This is a genomic window from Pantoea sp. BS_8, from assembly GCF_041954965.1.
Taxonomy (GTDB): domain Bacteria; phylum Pseudomonadota; class Gammaproteobacteria; order Enterobacterales; family Enterobacteriaceae; genus Pantoea; species Pantoea stewartii.
Map to the genome: position 1 here is coordinate 1 of NZ_JAVAXU010000004.1, position 19,042 is coordinate 19,042.

Consider the following 19,042-nt stretch of genomic DNA (forward strand, 5'->3'; position numbering starts at 1 on the left):
AGAGTTCTCTGCTGAACACCGCGTTACGTAAGCCGTTGTGCCGTGTCAGTGGAGGCGCATTATAGGGAAGCTTTCGCAGAGCGCAAGTGCAAATTTAAACTTTTTTGCTGTTCGTCTGAAATTTGCACAAAAGCGCTGTTTTAACCCTTTTTAATACGGGAAGGGAGCGCCGCAAGACTCTCTATTACCCAGTCAGCCAATGCCTCGCCTTCCGGCGTAACCGGCTTACCACTGCGCACTAACACTTTCTTACCGACACCGGCGGCCTGGGCGGCCTGCATATCTTCCAGCTTATCCCCTACCATATAAGACGCAGCCATATCGATATGCAGCTCTTCTTGCGCCGCCAGCAGCATGCCGGGTTGCGGTTTACGGCAGTCGCACTGCTGGCGATACGCTTCTACCGTTGCATCCGGGTGATGTGGACAGAAATAGATCCCATCAAGGTCGACATCGCGATCGGCCAGCGACCAGTCCATCCACTCGGTAAGCTGCATAAACTGATCTTCACTAAACGTGCCACGTGCGATGCCAGACTGGTTTGTCACGACAACCAGCGCAAAGCCCATCTTTTTGAGTTGCTGCAACGCTTCAATTACACCATCGATAAACTGAAAATGATCGATTTCGTGGACATAGCCGTGATCAACATTGAGGGTGCCATCGCGATCGAGAAAAATGGCCGGGACTTTATTCGCCACGTAGAAACTCCTGCTATAAAAATTGCCGCTCAGTATCGCACGATTGTCATAAAAGGGAGAATGCCCGTTTACATGACTTCGATTGATTTAGACGTCTGGATGCCTTAACATCCATCCAGCTTATGCATGCTGTCCTTTATGGCAGCACACCAGACCACGGATAATGCAAGACGGCAATAAATAACGTAATGATTAAATTAGAAAATATAACCAAAGTGTTCCAGCAAGGTTCGCGAACGATAAAGGCGTTATCTAACGTCAGCCTGCATGTCCCGGCCGGACAGATCTATGGCGTCATCGGCGCATCCGGTGCCGGAAAAAGTACGCTGATTCGTTGCGTGAATCTGCTCGAACGCCCTTCTTCAGGCCGCGTGTTGGTTGATGGCGCGGATTTAACGGCGCTGAGCGAACGACAGCTGACGCAGGCCCGCCGTCAGATTGGTATGATTTTTCAGCACTTCAACCTGATGAACTCCCGCACCGTCGCCGGCAATGTTGCGCTGCCATTAGAGTTGGGTAGCCTTTCTCGTGATGAAATTAAAAAGCGCGTCTCTGAGCTCCTGGAGCTGGTCGGCCTGGCGGATAAGCACGATGCCTGGCCTGCCAATCTCTCCGGCGGGCAAAAACAGCGTGTTGCCATTGCCCGCGCTCTGGCCAGTAACCCGAAAGTTCTGCTGTGTGATGAAGCCACCAGCGCATTAGATCCAGCGACCACGCGCTCAATTCTGGAATTACTGAAAGATATTAACCGCCGTCTGGGCCTGACTATTCTGTTAATTACCCATGAGATGGATGTGGTGAAACGCATCTGCGATCAGGTTGCGGTCATCAGCCAGGGTGAGCTGATCGAGAAAGACAGCGTAAGTGAAGTCTTCTCGCACCCCAAAACCCCGCTGGCGCAACAGTTCATCCAGTCAACCCTGCATCTGGATATTCCAGACGACTACCAGCAGCGCCTGTCGCCCGAAGCGGGCCCTGACAGCATGCCATTACTGCGTATGGAATTTACCGGCCAGTCCGTCGATGCTCCATTGCTGTCTGAAGCAGCGCGGCGTTTCAATATCAATAACAACATTATCAGTGCGCAGATGGATTACGCCGGCGGTGTGAAGTTTGGCATCATGCTGGCGGAAATTCACGGTAGCGAAAGCGATACACAAGCCGCCATTCAGTGGCTGCAGGAACATCATGTCAAAGTCGAGGTATTAGGTTATGTCTGAAGCGATGATTGCGCTGCTGGGGCGCGGCGTCTGGGAAACGTTGATGATGACCTTTGTCTCTGGCTTTTTCGGCTTCGTTCTGGGTTTACCGGTCGGCGTACTGCTGTATGTCACTCGTCCGGGACAGATTCTTGAAAACAAAGGGCTGTACCGTGTGCTGTCCGCCCTGGTTAACATTTTCCGCTCGATCCCTTTCATTATCCTCCTTGTGTGGATGATTCCGTTTACCCGCGTCATCGTTGGAACCTCTATTGGCTTACAGGCGGCCATCGTGCCCCTGACTGTCGGTGCGGCACCGTTTATTGCCCGCATGGTTGAAAATGCCCTGCTGGAACTCCCGACCGGGTTAATTGAAGCATCACGCGCGATGGGTGCCACGCCGATGCAAATCGTGCGCAAAGTCCTGCTGCCTGAAGCCCTGCCCGGTCTTGTTAACGCGGCCACCATTACGTTGATTACCCTGGTAGGTTACTCGGCGATGGGCGGCGCAGTAGGCGCGGGCGGCCTCGGACAAATTGGCTACCAGTATGGTTATATCGGATATAACGCGACGGTGATGAATACGGTATTAGTGTTATTAGTCGTTTTGGTGTATCTCATACAATTCTGTGGCGACCGCATCGTGCGTGCTGTGTCCCATAAATAAGCAAGCAATATCACTATTAAGGAAAGGATATGTCTTTCAAATTTAAAAACATTGCCGCTGTGGGTGCATTAATTGGCGCGATTGCGCTGGCAGGATGCGATCAAAAAGCCAAAGATCCCAACCATATCAAAGTGGGCGTGATCGTCGGCGCTGAACAGCAGGTTGCCGAAGCGGCGGCCAAAGTGGCGAAAGATAAGTACGGTCTGGATGTTGAGCTGGTGACCTTTAATGACTATGTGCTGCCGAACGAAGCACTGAGCAAAGGCGATATCGATGTGAATGCGTTCCAGCACAAACCGTATCTGGATCAACAGATCAAAGATCGCGGTTACAAGCTGGTTTCTGTAGGTAACTCTTTTGTTTATCCGATTGCAGGCTATTCGAAAAAAATCAAATCGCTGGATCAACTGCAGGATGGCGCACAGGTTGCCATTCCTAACGACCCAACCAACCTGGGCCGTTCGCTGCTGCTGCTGCAGAAAGTGGGCCTGATCAAGCTGAAAGACGGTGTGGGCCTGCTGCCAACCTCGCTGGATATCGTTGAGAATCCAAAACACCTGAAGATTGTTGAGCTGGAAGCGCCACAGCTGCCACGTTCACTGGACGATCAGCAAATCGCCCTGGCCGTGATCAACACCACTTACGCCAGCCAGATTGGCCTGACGCCGGCGAAAGATGGCATCTTTGTGGAAGATAAAGACTCCCCTTACGTGAACCTGATTGTGGCGCGTGAAGACAACAAAGACGCGGAAAATGTGAAGAAATTCGTGCAGGCTTATCAGTCTGACGAAGTGGCTGACGCGGCCAATAAAGTGTTTAACGGTGGTGCCGTTAAAGGCTGGTAAGGTCGTCTGATCTCTTCCCTCAGGGCGGCTTTTAGCCGCCCTTTCTGTTATTGCCATTTGCTGACTTGTTATTTATCCGTGTCCTTGTTTCAATAACGCCACTTTTTGACACTTGAGGATGTTGCTATGCGTTTTTTACCGCTCTGCTTGTTAGCATTGATGCTGACAGGGTGTGTTCGGGAATACCACCCAATAAGCAGCGCACCTTCTCATCCGCAGCAATCCAGCGAACCGACACGTAAGCCAACGTATCGTCCCGCCCCCGTTAAGGTGTACACCGATGCTGCCGATCTGGTGAGCAAGCCCTTCCGCGATCTGGGTGAAGTCTCCGCAGAGGATTGCCAGATGAGCAATCAGAGTTCACCGCCCAACATCGCTACCGCGCGTAAACGTATGCAGATTAAAGCCGCGCAGATGAAAGCTAATGCGGTACTGCTTCACAAATGTGAAATCGTGAGCAGCACCCCGGGCTGCTACCGTCAGGCTGTCTGCCAGGGTTCGGCGCTGAAAGTCACCAGTCAATGAGTGATTTTGCCTTTGCGCAGATCGGCGTAATCCGTTCGCCGTGGAAAGAGAAGTTCGCTGTCCCGCGTCAGCCTGGTCTGGTTCAGGACGGCGGCGGCGAACTGCATCTTTTGCCGCCTTATAATCAGGCAGAGGCCGTGCGCGGCCTGGAAGACTTCAGCCATCTCTGGGTGCTGTTTGTTTTTCATCAGACCCTGGAAGGCGGCTGGCGTCCGACCGTTCGCCCGCCCCGCCTGGGCGGTAACGCGCGCATGGGCGTTTTTGCTACGCGATCGACCTTTCGCCCTAATCCGATTGGGATGTCGCTGATTGAGCTCAAAGGCATCCGTTGCGCGAAGCAACAGGTCATTCTGGAGCTGGGCAGTCTGGATCTGGTGGACGGCACGCCGGTGGTCGATATCAAGCCCTATCTGCCCTTCGCCGAAGCCCTGCCTGAGGCGAGAGCGGGTTTTGCGCAGTCCGCGCCGGAAAGCAGCATGCCTGTGCGGTTTTCGCCGCTGGCCGGGCAGCAGTTGCAGCAGTATGCGCGCTATCCCTATCTTGCCCGCTTTATCCGTGAGGTTCTTGCGCAGGATCCGCGCCCCGCTTACCGTAAAGGTGAGGAAAAGGATCGCATTTATGCCGCCTCGCTGCTTGAGTTTACTGTGCGCTGGCGCGTTGATCACGCAGGCACGGAAGTCGTGGCCATCGATCCGCGTTAAAACCCGCTTTTTAGCCGGTGATCTCACTGGTACACTAGCCGCCAGCCTATTTTTGTCCGTGAATTTCCGATCAACTGGAATTGTAATCAATGCGTACTACTCAATATCTGCTCTCTACTCAGAAAGAGACACCGTCTGACGCGGAAGTGATCAGCCACCAGCTGATGCTGCGTGCTGGCATGATCCGTAAACTGGCCTCAGGGTTATATACCTGGCTGCCAACCGGACTGCGCGTATTAAAAAAAGTCGAAAACATCGTTCGCGAAGAAATGAACAACGCCGGTGCCATTGAGATTTCAATGCCTGTGGTCCAACCCGCAGACCTGTGGCAGGAGAGCGGCCGCTGGGAGCAGTACGGTCCAGAATTACTGCGTGTTGCCGATCGTCATGAACGTCCGTTTGTGCTCGGCCCAACGCATGAAGAAGTGATTACCGATCTGATTCGTAATGAGCTGAGCTCTTATAAACAGCTGCCGCTGAATCTGTATCAAATTCAGACCAAATTCCGTGATGAAGTGCGCCCACGTTTTGGCGTGATGCGTTCGCGCGAGTTCATCATGAAAGACGCCTACTCCTTCCATACCACGCAGGAATCATTGCAGGAAACCTATGACGCGATGTACCGCGCTTATAGTCAGATCTTCAGCCGTATGGGTCTGGATTTCCGTGCCGTGCAGGCGGACACCGGCTCGATTGGTGGCAGTGCCTCACATGAGTTCCAGGTGCTGGCACAGAGCGGCGAAGATGATGTGATCTTCTCAACCGACTCTGACTATGCGGCGAACATTGAACTGGCCGAAGCCGTGGCACCGGCGGGCGAACGCCCTGCGCCTCAGGAAACGATGCGTCAGATCGATACACCGAATGCCAAAACCATCGCCGATCTGGTGAATCAGTTCCAGATGCCGATTGAGAAAACCGTGAAGACGCTGATGGTCAAGGGTGCAGAGGGAAGCGGTCATGCTCTGGTTGCCTTCCTGGTCCGCGGCGATCACGAACTGAACGAAATTAAGGCTGAAAAATCGCCGCTGGTTGCGTCACCGCTGGTTTTCGCGACCGAAGAAGAGATTCGTGCCGTGGTGGGTGCTGGCTTTGGTTCGCTGGGGCCGGTCGGGTTGACGATGCCGATTATCGCAGACCGTACCGTGGCGAAGATGAGTGATTTCTGCGCCGGTGCAAATGTGGACGGTAAACACTACGTTGGCATTAACTGGGAACGCGATCTGCCCATGGCCGAGGTTGCCGATATCCGTAATGTGGTAGAAGGCGATCTGAGCCCGGACGGCAAAGGCACATTGCAGATCAAACGTGGTATCGAAGTAGGCCATATTTTCCAGTTGGGCACCAAATACTCCGAAGCGATGAAAGCGGCCGTTCAGGGTGAAGATGGTCGTAATCAGGTCATGACGATGGGGTGCTACGGCATCGGTATTACCCGTGTAGTGGCGGCGGCGATCGAGCAGAACCATGACGATCGCGGTATCATCTGGCCTGCGGCACTGGCCCCGTTCGATGTAGCGATTCTGCCAATGAACATGCAGAAATCATTCCGCGTAAAAGAGTTAGCGGAAGAACTGTATAACACGCTGCGCGCGAAAGGCGTCGAGGTGATTCTGGATGACCGTAAAGAACGTCCAGGCGTTATGTTCGCCGATATGGAACTGATTGGCGTCCCGCACACCATCGTGATTGGCGATCGCAATCTTGATAACCAGGAGATCGAATACAAAGCCCGTCGTGCCGGTGAAAAGCAGATGATTAAGCAGGATGAGATTGTCGATTTCCTGCTCAAGGCACTGAACAAGTAAGCCTGCCATAACGCCCCTTCATGGGGCGTTTTTTTTACGCATGGTCGACTCCGTTCTCCTGACGACCACAGGTAATTCTCTGGCCACGTCTTACAGAACTTTACCGCGCAATGCTTTGGTCTGGCTGCGCCGTGATTTCCCTTCCAGCCTGCGCGCTTTCGACGCGCGTGTCGGTCGTGTTGAGCGCCGGACTTTCTCTACCTTCGTGAGCTCCTGAATCAAATTCACCAGCCGTTGCAGCGCCGCTTCGCGGTTCATCTCCTGGCTGCGGTATTCCTGCGCCTTGATGATAATCGTCCCGTCGCCGGTAATTAAATGATGGCTGGCACTGAGCAACCGCTCTTTATAAAACGGCGGCAGGGAAGACACGGCGATATCAAAACGCAGATGAATAGCGGTGCTGGTTTTGTTGACGTGCTGGCCCCCTGCCCCCTGCGCCCGAATGGCCGTCAGTTCAATTTCATTGTCTGGCAGCTCGACATTCCGTGACAGCGCAATCATCGTCCACCCGCCTTTGTCCGGTTCCCGTTTTTTCGCTCTGACCTGTTCATCAACTTAACCTTTCGTGCTTTATCCTGAAACGTCTGATACGGCGTAGTCCGCTACTTTAGCAGTGATTTGCTCGCTGTTCCTGCTTTCGCCTGGCTGATTTTCTTGAAATGCCTGTGATATAGTCGCAAATCAACCAGAGTATTTATGCTCTGCTGAGGAGGTGCCCGTGCAAAAATATTGTGAGTTAGTTCGCCAAAAATATGCCGAAATTGGCAGCGGAGATCTGGGCTATATTCCCGATGCCATCGGCTGCGCGCTTAACGCGCTTGATGCTATTGCCGCGAATGCTGCGCTAAACTCTTCTCTCAGGGAACAGGCGGCTTATGCCGCCGCAAACTTATTGGTGAGCGACTATGTTGATGAATGAAGCTTATAAACCCATCAATTGCGATGACTACGATAATCTGGAACTCGCCTGCCAAAAAAACTGGATGCTGTCGCTGGCGTTAAAAGATGGCGAGCAGCTAAAGGCAAAGGCCAGGGACATCCTTTCACGTAAAAACGTGGAGTATCTGGCCATTGAACTGTCCGGTGAAACGCGCGAGTTACGTCTCGATCATATTGCCAGTTTTAGCCATCCTGAACTCGGCACCGTCGTGGTCAGCGAAGAGTAATTCACTTCCCGTCGGGCGGGATGCATTCCCGCCCATCTCATCAGGGCTTTAACGAACTGTAGTACGCCGCTAAATCTGTTATCTCCTCATCGCTGAGCCCCGCAACAAACGCTTTCATCACCTCTGCCTGACCACCGTTGCGCTCTCCCTTCTTATAGGCCTGTAGCGCGTGCGCGAGATAAGCGGCGTTTTGGCCCGCCAGGCTGGGATAAAGGGGAACCGTCGCAATGCCTTTCGGACCATGGCACGCCGTACAGGCCGCCGAACGCTGTTCGCCCGCGTGAATATCGCCTGCAGCACAAGCCGGAAACAACGTAAAAAACGTTAATGCCACTATCCATTGCCTCACAACGATACTCCTGTAGGTTTGTGCCAGTGAATCTGCCAGCCCTGTGCCTCCCCTGCTGCGCCTTCACGGGTCACGAACAGGCCGGGCGCACAAATAAGCGTTTGATTATAATAAATGAGCGGAATACGTTCCCGCTGCCATGACGGGATATTCAACGCCTGCCAGATTTTCTTCATCTCGCGCCCGCCCGCGCGATCCACAATATGCACGTACCCTGTCGCGTGAAAACGCACAAATACCTGTTCCTCCGGCGTCGGTCGTCGTAGTGAAGGCATTGTATAATCGGGCTGCAGCGTGCCGATATGCTGCGGCAGGGGCAATGTCTGGTTGAGATTCTTCCAGGCGATTTCGCAGTCGCGTAACGAGTCTCTGATCGGCAAAATATAAAGCCGCTGGCGATAACGGCGAATTTCGCTGTGGCCTAACCGTAGCCGTGGCTGGGCATCTTCACGACTCAGCATCACTTCCTGACGAATGCGGCGCAACGCATCGCGCGAGGGCATTTGCGCGCCCTGTCCGGCCAGCCAGCGACGCAGCAAAGCATTACTGCGCACTTCACTCATGGTCAGTAACGCGGAGAAACACAGGCTACCGTCCGGCTGAATCAGCGCAGCGAGTTGTTCCGCCAGCAACTCATCCAGCAGTTGCTCCTGCTCAGCACAGAGTGCCGCACTGCGCGCCGTCGCACTGGCGAAATGGGGCCAGCGTGCCACGACGGCCGGTAAGAGTTGCTGACGAAGAAAATTGCGGTCGTAACGCACATCCTGATTGCTCTCATCTTCAACCCATTGCAACTGATGCGTTTGGGCATACAGCTCTAATGACTGCCGGGAACAGCTTAACAGCGGGCGAACCAGAGGGTTTTTACCCAGAGAGCCCGCCACCGGCATGGCCGCCAGACCGGCCGGGCCACTGCCGCGTTTCAGGGCCAGCAGGACGGTTTCACACTGGTCGTCCAGGTGCTGTGCGGTAAGGAGTTTCTCATCCGCATGGAGCGCCTGGTGCAATGCCCGATAACGCGCCTGCCGCGCCGCCGCTTCAATGCCATCGCCCTGATCGGTTACCTGCACGCGCAGGATCTCGCAGGGGATCTGCCATGTTGCGCACAGGGTCTGGCAATGCGCCGCCCAGTGGTCGGCATTAGCACTGAGGCCATGATGGACATGCAGCGCACGCAACCGCGAGGCCGGATGGTGCTGTTGCCAGTCCCGCAGCTTATGCAGCAGGACGGTAGAATCCAGGCCACCGCTAAACGCCACTACCAGCGCGTCGTTTTCATTCAGCAGTGCGTCAAAATCAGACATGATAATTCCATAACTCAGGCAGTGGGACGAGCCATAAAGCCGCCAGTTTACGCCTGATACAATTCAAGCGGCAAACCATCCGGGTCAGCAAAAAAGGTACAGGGTTTCCCGGTAAGCGCGTCAATGCGAATGGGTTCACATGTCACGCCCTGCGTGTCCAGATAGCGCACCGCGGCTTCCACGTCCGGCACGCTGAAAGCCAGATGGCGAAGGCCACAGGCTTCCGGCTGACTGACCCGGGCGGGCGGGTGTGGAAAGGAAAACAGCTCAATGGTGTACTGACCGTTTAACGCCAGATCGCCTTTCCACGAATCGCGCGCTTCGCGGTAGTGCTCACTTTGCAGTTCAAATCCCAGTATGTCGCAGTAAAAGGCTTTACTGCGATGATAATCTGACGCAATGATGGCGATATGGTGAATGTGCGTTAGCTGTAGCATGTTTGCTCCCTGTTGGTCCTTCATTCCTGTTCCCCGCTCTGTTTCAGCACACGTACCCGATATTCACCTTCATCGGTTAGCGTCGCGCCGTGAATATCTGTCTCAAAGCCAGGATAGTGGCGCCCAATGCTACACAGCATGAGCAGGAAGTCGAGCACGGCGCGGCTTTGTTCTGTGATCATTTCGCCAGGCATCACCAGCGGTACACCGGGAGGATAAGGCAATATCATGTTGGCAGAGATACGGCCCACCAGCTCATTTATGTTTACGGTCTCAATATTGCCTTTCACCTGCTGCTGGAACGCCTGATGCGGCGTCATTTTCATCTCAGGTAAGACATCAAAGGCTTTCAGCATCAGACGCGGCAGGTCATGTTGCTGAATCAGGCGATGAATCCCCTGCGCCAGCGTCTGGATGCGCATCGTGCGGTAAAAGTCGGGATCTTCCGCATACAGATCCGGCAGCATGTTTTTTACGCGCAGATTCAGGTCGTAGGCGCGCTTAAATTCGGTTAATCCACGCAGCACGCTCATCGCCTTGGTCTTGTCGATGCCAATACTGAACAAGAACAACAGGTTATACGGACCGGTCTTTTCCACCACAATCCCACGCTCATCAAGGAATTTCGCCACCAGCGCAGCGGGGATCCCCTCTTCGGCCATTTCTCCTAACTCGCTCATGCCCGGTGTAAGGATGGTGACTTTGATCGGATCGAGATACATATGATCGCGATCGGCCTGGGTGAATCCATGCCACGCTTCGTCTCCCGGCTGGATCGGCCAGCACTGCGCTTCATCCACATGCTCTGGTTGCCAGATATCAAAGAACCAGCTGTCCGACTCTTCGCGCAACCGCTGTATTTCACGACGAAAATGTAACGCGCGCTCGACTGACCGATTGATGAGCCTTTTCCCCGGATTCCCCCGCAGCATGGCGGCGGCTGTTTCAATAGAGGAAACAATCGCGTAATTGGGCGATGTGGTGGTGTGCATCATGTAGGCTTCATTAAAGGTTTGTTCGTCGTACTCGCCTTTGATGTGAATTAATGAGGCCTGCGAAAAGGCAGCCAGCAGTTTATGCGTGGACTGAGTTTCATAAATCACCTTGCCCGGTATCCGCTCACCGCTCATGCCGCTTTTCCCCTCATAGATAGGGTGAAAATTGGTGTAAGGCACCCAGGCCGAATCAAAGTGAATCGAGGGGACGTCGAGCGTTTGCTTGATGTACTGCGTGTTATAAAGCAAACCGTCGTAGGTCGAGTTAGTAATTACTGCATGAACGGGCCAGCTGGCGCGCGGCGTGGCAGCCACTTTCTGTTCAATGCTGGCACGGGTAAATTCTTTTTGCGGAATGCCGCCCAGAATGCCTAAGGCATTGCGTGTGGGTTTTAGCCAGACAGGGATCAGATCGCTCATCATCAGCAAGTGGGTAAGCGACTTGTGGCAGTTGCGGTCAACCAGAATCGTGCTGCCTGCCGGCGCGGCATACATGCCCACGATCTTGTTCGAAGTCGAGGTGCCGTTAGTCACCATATAGCTCTGTTCCGCACCGAACGTGCGGGCGATGTACTCTTCGGCCTCAAGATGTGGTCCGGTATGATCCAGCAGCGAGCCCAGCTCAGTCACCGAAATCGAAATATCCGACTTAAGCGTATTCGCGCCAAAGAAGTCATAGAACAAACAGCCCACCGGGCTTTTCTGGAAGGCCGTCCCGGCCATATGGCCCGGAGTGCAGAACGTGTACTTTCCCTCTTTCACATAGGTGAACAACGCTTTGGTTAACGGTGGTGTAATGTGGTCGAGGTAATCATCCGTGTACTGGCGGATGTGCAAGGCGATATCGTCGGCCGCATTCAGCGCGTACTCAAAAAAATGCAGCGGTAGCCGCATCTCATTGATGCTGATATCCATTTGCGAGTGGGTATTAATAAAGGCATACAGGGGCAGGTATTCATTGAGCTGATTAATTTCACCGCACAGCTCAGGGCTGTTGTGCTCATCCCAGTCAAAAATCACACCGCTGATACGGGGATTGTGTTCAATCAGTTTGAGAAGATCGTCTGTGTTTTTAGGCCGTATGAGCTGAAAACCTTGCTGACTCAGTGCTACATCCAACTCGCGTAACGGTTCATCTTTGTAAAACACGCCATGCGCGCCCATGATCGCCAGAATATTCAATGCACATCTCCCTGATTGTTGAGGCATTGAGTAAGCATAGCGAATTACGCCACGAAACCGCAGTCAGATTCGTGGCATAAAAAAAGCGGACCGGAGTCCGCTTTTACGTCACAGCACTGAATCAGGCGTAGCCATAACTCATCAGACGCTGATAACGGCGATCTAATAATTCTTCGGTGCTTAACCCTTCCAGGTCAGCCAGATCGGCCAGCAGTTGCTGTTTTAGCGTCTGCGCCATTTCTACCGGATGGCGATGCGCGCCGCCCAGTGGCTCAGGGATGACCGAATCAATCAGCTTAAGCTCTTTCAGACGCGGCGCGGTAATGCCCATCGCTTCTGCGGCCAGCGGCGCTTTATCGGCGCTTTTCCACAGAATAGAGGCACAGCCTTCCGGTGAAATGACCGAATAGGTGCTGTACTGCAGCATGTTCACTTTGTCGCCCACGCCGATAGCCAGTGCGCCACCCGAACCGCCCTCACCGATAACGGTACAGATGACCGGTACTTTCAGGCCTGACATTTCGCGCAGGTTGCGTGCGATAGCTTCAGACTGACCTCGCTCTTCCGCGCCCACGCCCGGATACGCACCCGGCGTGTCGATAAAGGTGATGATAGGCATTTTAAAGCGTTCGGCCATTTCCATCAGGCGCAACGCTTTGCGATAGCCTTCCGGTGCCGGCATACCAAAATTACGGCGAATCTTCTCTTTGGTTTCGCGCCCTTTCTGGTGACCGATGATCATCACAGGACGGCCGTCGAGGCGGGCAATCCCGCCGACAATCGCTTTGTCATCCGCATAAGCGCGGTCACCCGCAAGCTCATCGAAATCGTCAAACGCATTGCGCACATAATCAAAGGTATAAGGACGTAATGGATGTCGCGCCAGTTGGGCGATTTGCCATGCGCCCAAATCGGCGAAGATTTTACGTGTCAGCTCAACGCTTTTCTCGCGCAGACGCTTAACTTCTTCGTCGAGATTGACGTGTTTATCGTCCTGACGACCAATCGAGGTAAGCGAATCAATTTTTGCTTCCAGTTCTGCGATTGGCTGTTCAAAATCCAGGTAATTAAGACTCATAATGTTCCTGTTTTAGTCAAACTCCAGTTCTACCTGCTCCGATCCAATTAACGACCGCAAATCGTTGAGTAAACGATCGCTGGGCGATATTCGCCACGCTGCACCAAAGCGTAGCTTCGCTCGCGCGTCGGCTCTCTGATAGTAGAGATGCACCGGAATTGTCCCTGAACGATGAGGCTCAAGGGACTGACGGAGTCGGTTTAATAGCTGGTCATCAATTTGCCTGTCTGTCAGCGAGATAGCAAGTCCGCGCGCGTATTTTTCACGCGCTTCATCTATGTCCATGACTTCACGGGCGGTCATTTTAAGGCCACCACTAAAGTCATCAAAGCTGACCTGTCCGCTGACGATCAGGATACGGTCTTTCTCCAGCAGTTGCTGGTATTTATCTAACGCATCGGTAAATAACATGACTTCAAGACGGCCAGAGCGGTCGTCCAGTGTACAAATACCAATTCGGTTGCCGCGTTTGGTCACCATTACACGCGCAGCAATCACCAGGCCTGCCGCGACGGTAATCTTACCACGATCGGTCGGATGCATATCTTTCAAACGCATCCCACCCACGTAACGCTCAATTTCTTTCAGATACTGGTTAATCGGGTGGCCGGTCAGATACAAACCCAGGGTTTCCCGTTCACCGTCCAGTTGCACCTGTTCCGGCCATGGCGTGACGCTGGCGTAAGACTGTTCGACCTGTTCAGGCTCATCGGCCAGCACGCCAAACATGTCGGCCTGACCGATCGCTTCCGCTTTAGCATGCTGATCTGCCGCTTTCAGCGCATCGTTCAGTGCGCTCATCAGGGCGGCACGATGTGGGCCCAGACGATCAAAGGCGCCGGACATGATCAACTTTTCCATCACGCGGCGATTGATCTTTTTGGTATCCGTTCGCGCGCAGAGATCGAACAGTTCGCGGAAGTAACCGCCTTCGTTACGCGCATCGATGATCGCCTCGATCGGCCCTTCACCCACACCTTTGATGGCGCCGATACCGTAAACGATCTCGCCCTCATCATTAACGTGGAACTGATACAGACCTGAGTTAATGTCCGGCGGCAGGACTTTCAGGCCCATGCGCCAGCATTCATCTACCAGACCCACCACTTTTTCTGTGTTGTCCATATCCGCCGTCATCACAGCCGCCATGAATTCCGCTGGATAGTGCGCTTTCAGCCATAAGGTCTGATAAGACACCAGCGCGTAAGCGGCGGAGTGCGACTTGTTGAAGCCATAACCCGCGAATTTCTCCACCAGATCGAAGATTTTCATCGACAGTTCGCCATCGATGCCCATCTTCTCCGCGCCCTCTTTAAAAACAGAGCGCTGTTTGGCCATCTCTTCAGGCTTCTTCTTACCCATGGCGCGACGCAGCATGTCCGCCCCGCCCAGCGTGTAGCCGGACAGGACCTGGGCAATCTGCATGACCTGTTCCTGGTAGAGGATAATACCGTAGGTCGGCTCCAGTACCGGCTTCAGGCTTTCGTGTTGCCACTGAATATCCGGGTAAGAAATGGCTTCCCGACCGTGCTTACGGTCAATGAAGTTATCAACCATGCCCGACTGTAAGGGCCCCGGACGGAACAGGGCCACAAGCGCGATCATATCTTCAAAACAGTCAGGCTTCAGGCGCTTAATCAGATCTTTCATGCCGCGCGATTCAAGCTGGAAAACCGCGGTGGTTTCCGCGCGCTGCAGCATGTCGAAGCTCTTTTTGTCTTCAAGCGGAATGGTTGCGATATCGATCGGCGGTAAGCCCTGCTTTTCGCGGCGCGGGTTAATCATTTTCAGCGCCCAGTCAATGATGGTGAGCGTTCGCAACCCCAGGAAGTCAAACTTCACCAGGCCCGCATATTCCACATCATTTTTATCGAACTGGGTTACCGGATACTGACCGTTTTCATCACAATACAGCGGTGCAAAATCGGTGATCTTGGTTGGCGCGATCACCACGCCACCCGCATGTTTACCGGCGTTTCGGGTTACCCCTTCCAGCTTCCGCGCCATATCGATAAGCGCTTTAACCTCTTCATCCGCCTCATAAATTTCAGGCAGCTGCGGTTCCGCGGCAAAGGCTTTGTCCAGCGTCATGCCCGGATCGGGCGGCACCAGTTTTGAAATACGATCGACAAAACCATAGGGATGGCCCAGCACGCGACCCACGTCACGAATGACCGCCTTGGCCGCCATCGTACCGAAGGTAATAATCTGGGATACCGCTTCGCGGCCGTACATATCGGCCACGTGTTCAATCACCTGGTCACGTTTTTCCATACAGAAATCGACGTCGAAATCGGGCATGGAAACGCGTTCAGGGTTAAGAAAACGTTCGAACAGCAGGTCGAACTCAAGGGGATCGAGATCGGTAATTTTGAGCGCATAGGCCACCAGCGAACCGGCCCCCGAACCGCGTCCCGGCCCTACCGGTACGCCGTTATCTTTCGACCACTGTATAAACTCCATTACGATCAGGAAGTAGCCGGGGAATCCCATCTGGTTGATTACGTTCAGTTCAACGTCCAGACGTTCATCGTATTCCGGCCGTTTTTCCGCCCGCACGGCTTCATCCGGGAACAGCATCGCCAGACGTTCTTCCAGCCCCTCACGGGATTTCATTACCAGGAAATCCTCGGTGGTCATGTCGCCCGTCGGGAACTGCGGCAGAAAGTACTCACCCAGTCTGACGGTGACGTTACAACGCTTAGCAATCTCTACGCTGTTTTCGAGCGCTTCAGGGATGTCTGCGAACAACTCGCACATCTCGTCTTCGCTGCGCATATATTGCTGAGGACTGTAATTACGGGGCCGTTTAGGATCGTCCAGCGTATAACCATCATGAATGGCGACGCGAATTTCATGCGCATCAAAGTCCTCTTCATTCAGGAAGCAGACCTCGTTCGTGGCCACAACCGGGATGCCTTCGGCAATCGCCAGCTCAACGGCGGCGTGCAGATAGGTTTCTTCGTCGGGTCGTCCGGTACGTACCAGTTCCAGGTAATAGCGATCGGCAAAATGTTGCTGATAAAACGCAAGGCACTCTGAAACCAGTGCGCTGTTACCGCGCAGCAGACTGCGCCCCACATCTCCACGACGGCCACCTGACAGCAGGATCAGACCTTCCTGTAATTCAGCCAGCCAGTCACGATCGATTATCGGACCGGCCACACCGTAACCGCGTTGATACGCGCGGGAAATGAGTAACGTGAGGTTTTGATAGCCGGTGTTGTTGGCCGCCAGCACCGTAATCTGGGTCAGTTCATCCCCCATCAGCTCACTGGCAACGTTAAAATCCGCCCCGATAATCGGTTTGATCCCCGCCCCATGCGCACCACCGTAAAATTTCACCAGACCACACAGGTTGGTGAAGTCGGTAATCGCCATGGCTGGCATGCCTAACGCAGCCGCTTTCTTAATCAGCGGGCCGGTTTTCGCCAGGCCGTCGATCATGGAATAGTCGCTGTGAACATGCAGATGTATAAAACGGGGTTCGGCCATATCAGTTTCCGGTTAAAACAGGGGCGGATTAGCGCAGCGTGGAGGCGCTGCTCGCCAGCACTTCGGCATCGATGAGCGCATTACGCACCGGCGCAAAGCTGCGGCGGTGATGTGGTGTTGCGCCATACTGCGTTAACTTTTCCATATGTAACGCCGTAGGATAACCTTTATGTTGCGCAAAACCATACTGCTGAAACAACAAATCCAGCTCTGCCATTTCACGATCGCGCGTGACTTTGGCGATGATCGAGGCCGCACTGATTTCAGCAACCAGGCTGTCGCCTTTTACTACGGCCAGTGATGGTACAGGCAAGACCGGACAGCGATTGCCGTCAATCAGCACATAATCAGGCGTGATCGCCAGGCCGGCCACCGCGCGCTGCATCGCCAGCATCGTGGCATGCAGAATATTCAGGCTGTCGATCTCTTCCGGTTCGGCACGGCCAAGACTCCAGGCCAGCGCATGCTCTTTAATCTGATCAAACAGCGCCAGGCGACGTTTCTCTGAGAGCTTTTTCGAATCGGCCAGGCCCGGAATGGGTTTCGCCGGATCGAGAATTACCGCCGCAGTCACCACCGCACCAACCAGCGGGCCGCGCCCCACTTCATCCACACCGGCAATCAGTCGGGCGTTGGGATAGATAAAATCAGCCATTGGCGAGCTCCAGTACCGCATTTGCGGCTTGTTCGTCCGCATTCCAGCGAATCTGCTGGTGCAGTTCGTAGAAGGTCTGCAATAACGTTTCGCGTTCATGACTGGCATGTAACAGCGGATCCAGCGCCGCAGCCAGCGCTTCAGGTTGGCACTCATCCTGCAGCAGTTCTTTGACCAGCTCTCGCCCGGCCAGCAGGTTAGGCAACGAAACGTAGTCAGTTTTGACCAGTCGTTTTGCCAGCCAGAAGGTAAACGGCTTCATTCGGTAGCCCACGACCATGGGGCATTTCGCCAGCATGCATTCAAGCGCCGCGGTGCCGGACGCCAGCAGCGCAGCATCACTGGCCACCATCGCTTCACGGCCCTGCCCGTCCAGCAGATGCACGGGCAGCTCCGGCGCAACCTGCGCTTTGATTTGCTCAAACTGCTCGCGGCGCTTCGGGTTAACCAGCGGTACCACAATTTCCAGCGCCGGATAGCGCTTACGAAGTATCTGCGCCGTTTTAAGAAAGTCAGCACTCAGCATGTCAACTTCGGCACCGCGACTGCCGGGCAATAACGCCAGACACTGGGCATTGTCGTCAATGCCCAGATGGCGACGGGCGGCGGCTTTGTCGGGCTGTAGCGGCATAGCATCCGCCATGGTGTGGCCGATAAAACGGCACGGGACACCGAAACGATCGTAAAAGGCTTTTTCAAACGGCAGAAATGCCAGCACCAGATCGGTGTTGCGACCGATTTTGAACACCCGTTTTTGCCGCCAGGCCCAGACAGAGGGACTGACGTAATGAATCGTGCGAATGCCTGCGCGCTTAAGATTACCTTCCAGCGTGATATTGAAATCCGGTGCGTCAATACCGACAAACACATCGGGTTTCAGCGAGATAAAGCGCTGTGTCAGATCGCGACGAATAGCCAGCAAGCGGCGCAATCGTCCCAGCACTTCCACAATGCCCATCACCGCCAGTTCTTCCATTTCGTACCAGGCTTCACAGCCTTCGGCCTGCATCAATGGGCCTGCGACGCCAACAAACCGGGCATCAGGATGACGCGCTTTTAAGGCACGAATCAGGCCTGCACCAAGGATGTCGCCAGAGGTTTCTCCGGCGACGACGGCTATCGTAAGGGGACGCGCTGACATGAATTAGCGAATTAATCCACGAGTTGAACGGGCAAAAAAGTCATAGAAAGGCTGCACTTCACTGTGTTGCTGAGCAATCGCTTCGATTTCTGGCTTAACCTCATCCAGCGTTCTGCCGCTGCGGTAAAGCAACTTATAGGCATTACGAATCGCGTGCAGTGACTCTTTGCTGAAGCCGCGACGTTTCAGGCCTTCAATATTGATTCCGAATGGCGTCGCGTGATTCCCCTGTGCAATAACATAGGGCGGCACATCCTGAGCAACGCCTGAACACCCGCCAACCATCACATGCGCGCCAATGGTGCACCACTGGTGCACAGCGGTCATACCGCCAATGATGGCGAAATCATCCACCGTGACATGGCCGCCCAGCGTGGCGTTGTTGGCCATGATGCAGCGGTTGCCGATCACACAGTCATGGGCGATGTGGACGTTAACCATCAGCAGGTTGTCGCTGCCGACAACCGTGACATTCGTGCCCTGCGTCGTGCCGCGATGAATGGTGACGCTTTCACGGATTCGGTTACGATCGCCAATCTCAACCCGGGTAGGTTCGCCCGCGTATTTTAAATCCTGATTCACTTCACCAATGGAGGCGAACTGATAGATCTGATTGTCTTTACCGATACGTGTATGGCCATTCACCACAACGTGTGACTTGAGTACGGTTCCTTCACCAATTTCAACATTCGCCCCGATAAAGCAGAACGGGCCGATATGAACGCCAGGGCCGATGATGGCCCCGTCTTCAATGACAGAACTGGGATGGATGTTGGCGGTTGGATCAATCACGA

The 19,042-nt window shown here is 54.1% G+C and carries 19 protein-coding genes; 8 read left to right on the forward strand and 11 right to left on the reverse strand.

The genetic code is table 11. The features are described 5' to 3' along the window. Positions 1-140 precede the first annotated feature (140 nt). The gene (gmhB, locus tag RAC65_RS10420; protein ID WP_058702025.1) at positions 141-701 is read right to left on the reverse strand and encodes a D-glycero-beta-D-manno-heptose 1,7-bisphosphate 7-phosphatase; all 561 of its coding nucleotides are present in this window, start codon (positions 699-701) and stop codon (positions 141-143) included. A gap of 188 nt (positions 702-889) precedes the next feature. Between gmhB and metN the strand changes: the two genes are divergently transcribed. The 6 genes from metN (at position 890) to proS (ending at position 6,446) form a co-directional block, all read left to right on the forward strand. Beyond that, positions 890-1,921: a methionine ABC transporter ATP-binding protein MetN gene (gene metN / locus RAC65_RS10425; protein ID WP_033740329.1), complete on the forward strand. Its 1,032-nt coding sequence runs from the start codon at positions 890-892 to the stop codon at positions 1,919-1,921. Then, positions 1,914-2,567 carry a methionine ABC transporter permease MetI gene (locus tag RAC65_RS10430; RefSeq protein ID WP_006117788.1) on the forward strand — a complete coding sequence of 218 codons (654 nt, stop codon included), beginning with the start codon at positions 1,914-1,916 and terminating at the stop codon, positions 2,565-2,567. Before metN ends, RAC65_RS10430 begins: the two co-directional genes overlap by 8 nt. A 29-nt stretch (positions 2,568-2,596) precedes the next feature. After that, positions 2,597-3,412 (forward strand): MetQ/NlpA family lipoprotein, encoded by an 816-nt coding sequence (locus RAC65_RS10435; protein ID WP_033740328.1) that lies wholly within the window; start codon positions 2,597-2,599, stop codon positions 3,410-3,412. 126 nt (positions 3,413-3,538) lie between these two features. Further along, positions 3,539-3,937, forward strand: coding sequence for an Rcs stress response system protein RcsF (rcsF, locus tag RAC65_RS10440; protein ID WP_006117786.1), 399 nt, complete (start codon positions 3,539-3,541; stop codon positions 3,935-3,937). Then, the gene (gene tsaA / locus RAC65_RS10445) at positions 3,934-4,638 is read left to right on the forward strand and encodes a tRNA (N6-threonylcarbamoyladenosine(37)-N6)-methyltransferase TrmO (RefSeq protein ID WP_033740326.1); all 705 of its coding nucleotides are present in this window, start codon (positions 3,934-3,936) and stop codon (positions 4,636-4,638) included. The genes rcsF and tsaA overlap by 4 nt, the downstream gene beginning before the upstream one ends. An 89-nt stretch (positions 4,639-4,727) precedes the next feature. Further along, a complete protein-coding gene (gene proS, locus RAC65_RS10450) occupies positions 4,728-6,446 on the forward strand; it encodes a proline--tRNA ligase (RefSeq protein ID WP_033740325.1) in 1,719 nt (572 codons plus the stop codon). Between the two features lie 90 nt (positions 6,447-6,536). Here proS and arfB read toward each other — a convergent pair whose 3' ends face one another. Further along, positions 6,537-6,947 carry an alternative ribosome rescue aminoacyl-tRNA hydrolase ArfB gene (gene arfB, locus RAC65_RS10455; protein WP_058702028.1) on the reverse strand — a complete coding sequence of 137 codons (411 nt, stop codon included), beginning with the start codon at positions 6,945-6,947 and terminating at the stop codon, positions 6,537-6,539. A 217-nt stretch (positions 6,948-7,164) separates the two neighbouring features. Between arfB and RAC65_RS10460 the strand changes: the two genes are divergently transcribed. Together RAC65_RS10460 and rof are read left to right on the forward strand one after the other, a co-directional pair. Next, positions 7,165-7,365: a YaeP family protein gene (locus tag RAC65_RS10460; RefSeq protein WP_033740323.1), complete on the forward strand. Its 201-nt coding sequence runs from the start codon at positions 7,165-7,167 to the stop codon at positions 7,363-7,365. Continuing rightward, positions 7,352-7,612, forward strand: coding sequence for a Rho-binding antiterminator (gene rof, locus RAC65_RS10465; RefSeq protein WP_033740322.1), 261 nt, complete (start codon positions 7,352-7,354; stop codon positions 7,610-7,612). The genes RAC65_RS10460 and rof overlap by 14 nt, the downstream gene beginning before the upstream one ends. A gap of 40 nt (positions 7,613-7,652) precedes the next feature. Here rof and RAC65_RS10470 read toward each other — a convergent pair whose 3' ends face one another. From RAC65_RS10470 to lpxA, 9 genes are all read right to left on the reverse strand, one after another. After that, a complete protein-coding gene (locus RAC65_RS10470; protein WP_033740321.1) occupies positions 7,653-7,961 on the reverse strand; it encodes a cytochrome c in 309 nt (102 codons plus the stop codon). Continuing rightward, the gene (gene tilS / locus RAC65_RS10475) at positions 7,958-9,265 is read right to left on the reverse strand and encodes a tRNA lysidine(34) synthetase TilS (protein WP_058702029.1); all 1,308 of its coding nucleotides are present in this window, start codon (positions 9,263-9,265) and stop codon (positions 7,958-7,960) included. Before tilS ends, RAC65_RS10470 begins: the two co-directional genes overlap by 4 nt. Positions 9,266-9,312: 47 nt before the next feature. Continuing rightward, positions 9,313-9,702, reverse strand: a complete 390-nt coding sequence (locus RAC65_RS10480) for a VOC family protein (RefSeq protein ID WP_033740319.1) — start codon at positions 9,700-9,702, stop codon at positions 9,313-9,315. Positions 9,703-9,722: 20 nt separating this feature from the next. Next, positions 9,723-11,879, reverse strand: a complete 2,157-nt coding sequence (locus tag RAC65_RS10485; protein ID WP_054634462.1) for a lysine decarboxylase LdcC — start codon at positions 11,877-11,879, stop codon at positions 9,723-9,725. Positions 11,880-12,000: 121 nt separating this feature from the next. Continuing rightward, positions 12,001-12,957 (reverse strand): acetyl-CoA carboxylase carboxyl transferase subunit alpha, encoded by a 957-nt coding sequence (gene accA, locus RAC65_RS10490; protein ID WP_033740317.1) that lies wholly within the window; start codon positions 12,955-12,957, stop codon positions 12,001-12,003. A 12-nt stretch (positions 12,958-12,969) separates the two neighbouring features. Beyond that, positions 12,970-16,452 (reverse strand): DNA polymerase III subunit alpha, encoded by a 3,483-nt coding sequence (dnaE, locus tag RAC65_RS10495; RefSeq protein WP_033740316.1) that lies wholly within the window; start codon positions 16,450-16,452, stop codon positions 12,970-12,972. Between the two features lie 28 nt (positions 16,453-16,480). Then, complete coding sequence (rnhB, locus tag RAC65_RS10500; protein WP_375096674.1) at positions 16,481-17,107, reverse strand: ribonuclease HII; 627 nt, start codon at positions 17,105-17,107, stop codon at positions 16,481-16,483. Next, on the reverse strand, positions 17,100-18,248 hold the full coding sequence (gene lpxB / locus RAC65_RS10505) for a lipid-A-disaccharide synthase (protein WP_058702031.1): 1,149 nt from the start codon (positions 18,246-18,248) through the stop codon (positions 17,100-17,102). Before lpxB ends, rnhB begins: the two co-directional genes overlap by 8 nt. A 3-nt stretch (positions 18,249-18,251) precedes the next feature. Next, on the reverse strand, positions 18,252-19,040 hold the full coding sequence (gene lpxA / locus RAC65_RS10510; RefSeq protein WP_006117770.1) for an acyl-ACP--UDP-N-acetylglucosamine O-acyltransferase: 789 nt from the start codon (positions 19,038-19,040) through the stop codon (positions 18,252-18,254). Positions 19,041-19,042 lie beyond the last annotated feature (2 nt).

Bases quoted from the DNA above. Each gene is read 5' to 3' on its own strand.
- metN (WP_033740329.1), top strand. From the start codon at position 890: ATGATTAAATTAGAAAATATAACCAAAGTGTTCCAGCAAGGTTCGCGA.
- tsaA (WP_033740326.1), top strand. From the start codon at position 3,934: ATGAGTGATTTTGCCTTTGCGCAGATCGGCGTAATCCGTTCGCCGTGG.
- RAC65_RS10480 (WP_033740319.1), bottom strand. From the start codon at position 9,702: ATGCTACAGCTAACGCACATTCACCATATCGCCATCATTGCGTCAGAT.
- rof (WP_033740322.1), top strand. From the start codon at position 7,352: ATGTTGATGAATGAAGCTTATAAACCCATCAATTGCGATGACTACGAT.
- rnhB (WP_375096674.1), bottom strand. From the start codon at position 17,107: ATGGCTGATTTTATCTATCCCAACGCCCGACTGATTGCCGGTGTGGAT.
- RAC65_RS10435 (WP_033740328.1), top strand. From the start codon at position 2,597: ATGTCTTTCAAATTTAAAAACATTGCCGCTGTGGGTGCATTAATTGGC.
- lpxB (WP_058702031.1), bottom strand. From the start codon at position 18,248: ATGTCAGCGCGTCCCCTTACGATAGCCGTCGTCGCCGGAGAAACCTCT.
- RAC65_RS10430 (WP_006117788.1), top strand. From the start codon at position 1,914: ATGTCTGAAGCGATGATTGCGCTGCTGGGGCGCGGCGTCTGGGAAACG.
- dnaE (WP_033740316.1), bottom strand. From the start codon at position 16,452: ATGGCCGAACCCCGTTTTATACATCTGCATGTTCACAGCGACTATTCC.
- tilS (WP_058702029.1), bottom strand. From the start codon at position 9,265: ATGTCTGATTTTGACGCACTGCTGAATGAAAACGACGCGCTGGTAGTG.
- accA (WP_033740317.1), bottom strand. From the start codon at position 12,957: ATGAGTCTTAATTACCTGGATTTTGAACAGCCAATCGCAGAACTGGAA.
- rcsF (WP_006117786.1), top strand. From the start codon at position 3,539: ATGCGTTTTTTACCGCTCTGCTTGTTAGCATTGATGCTGACAGGGTGT.
- proS (WP_033740325.1), top strand. From the start codon at position 4,728: ATGCGTACTACTCAATATCTGCTCTCTACTCAGAAAGAGACACCGTCT.
- arfB (WP_058702028.1), bottom strand. From the start codon at position 6,947: ATGATTGCGCTGTCACGGAATGTCGAGCTGCCAGACAATGAAATTGAA.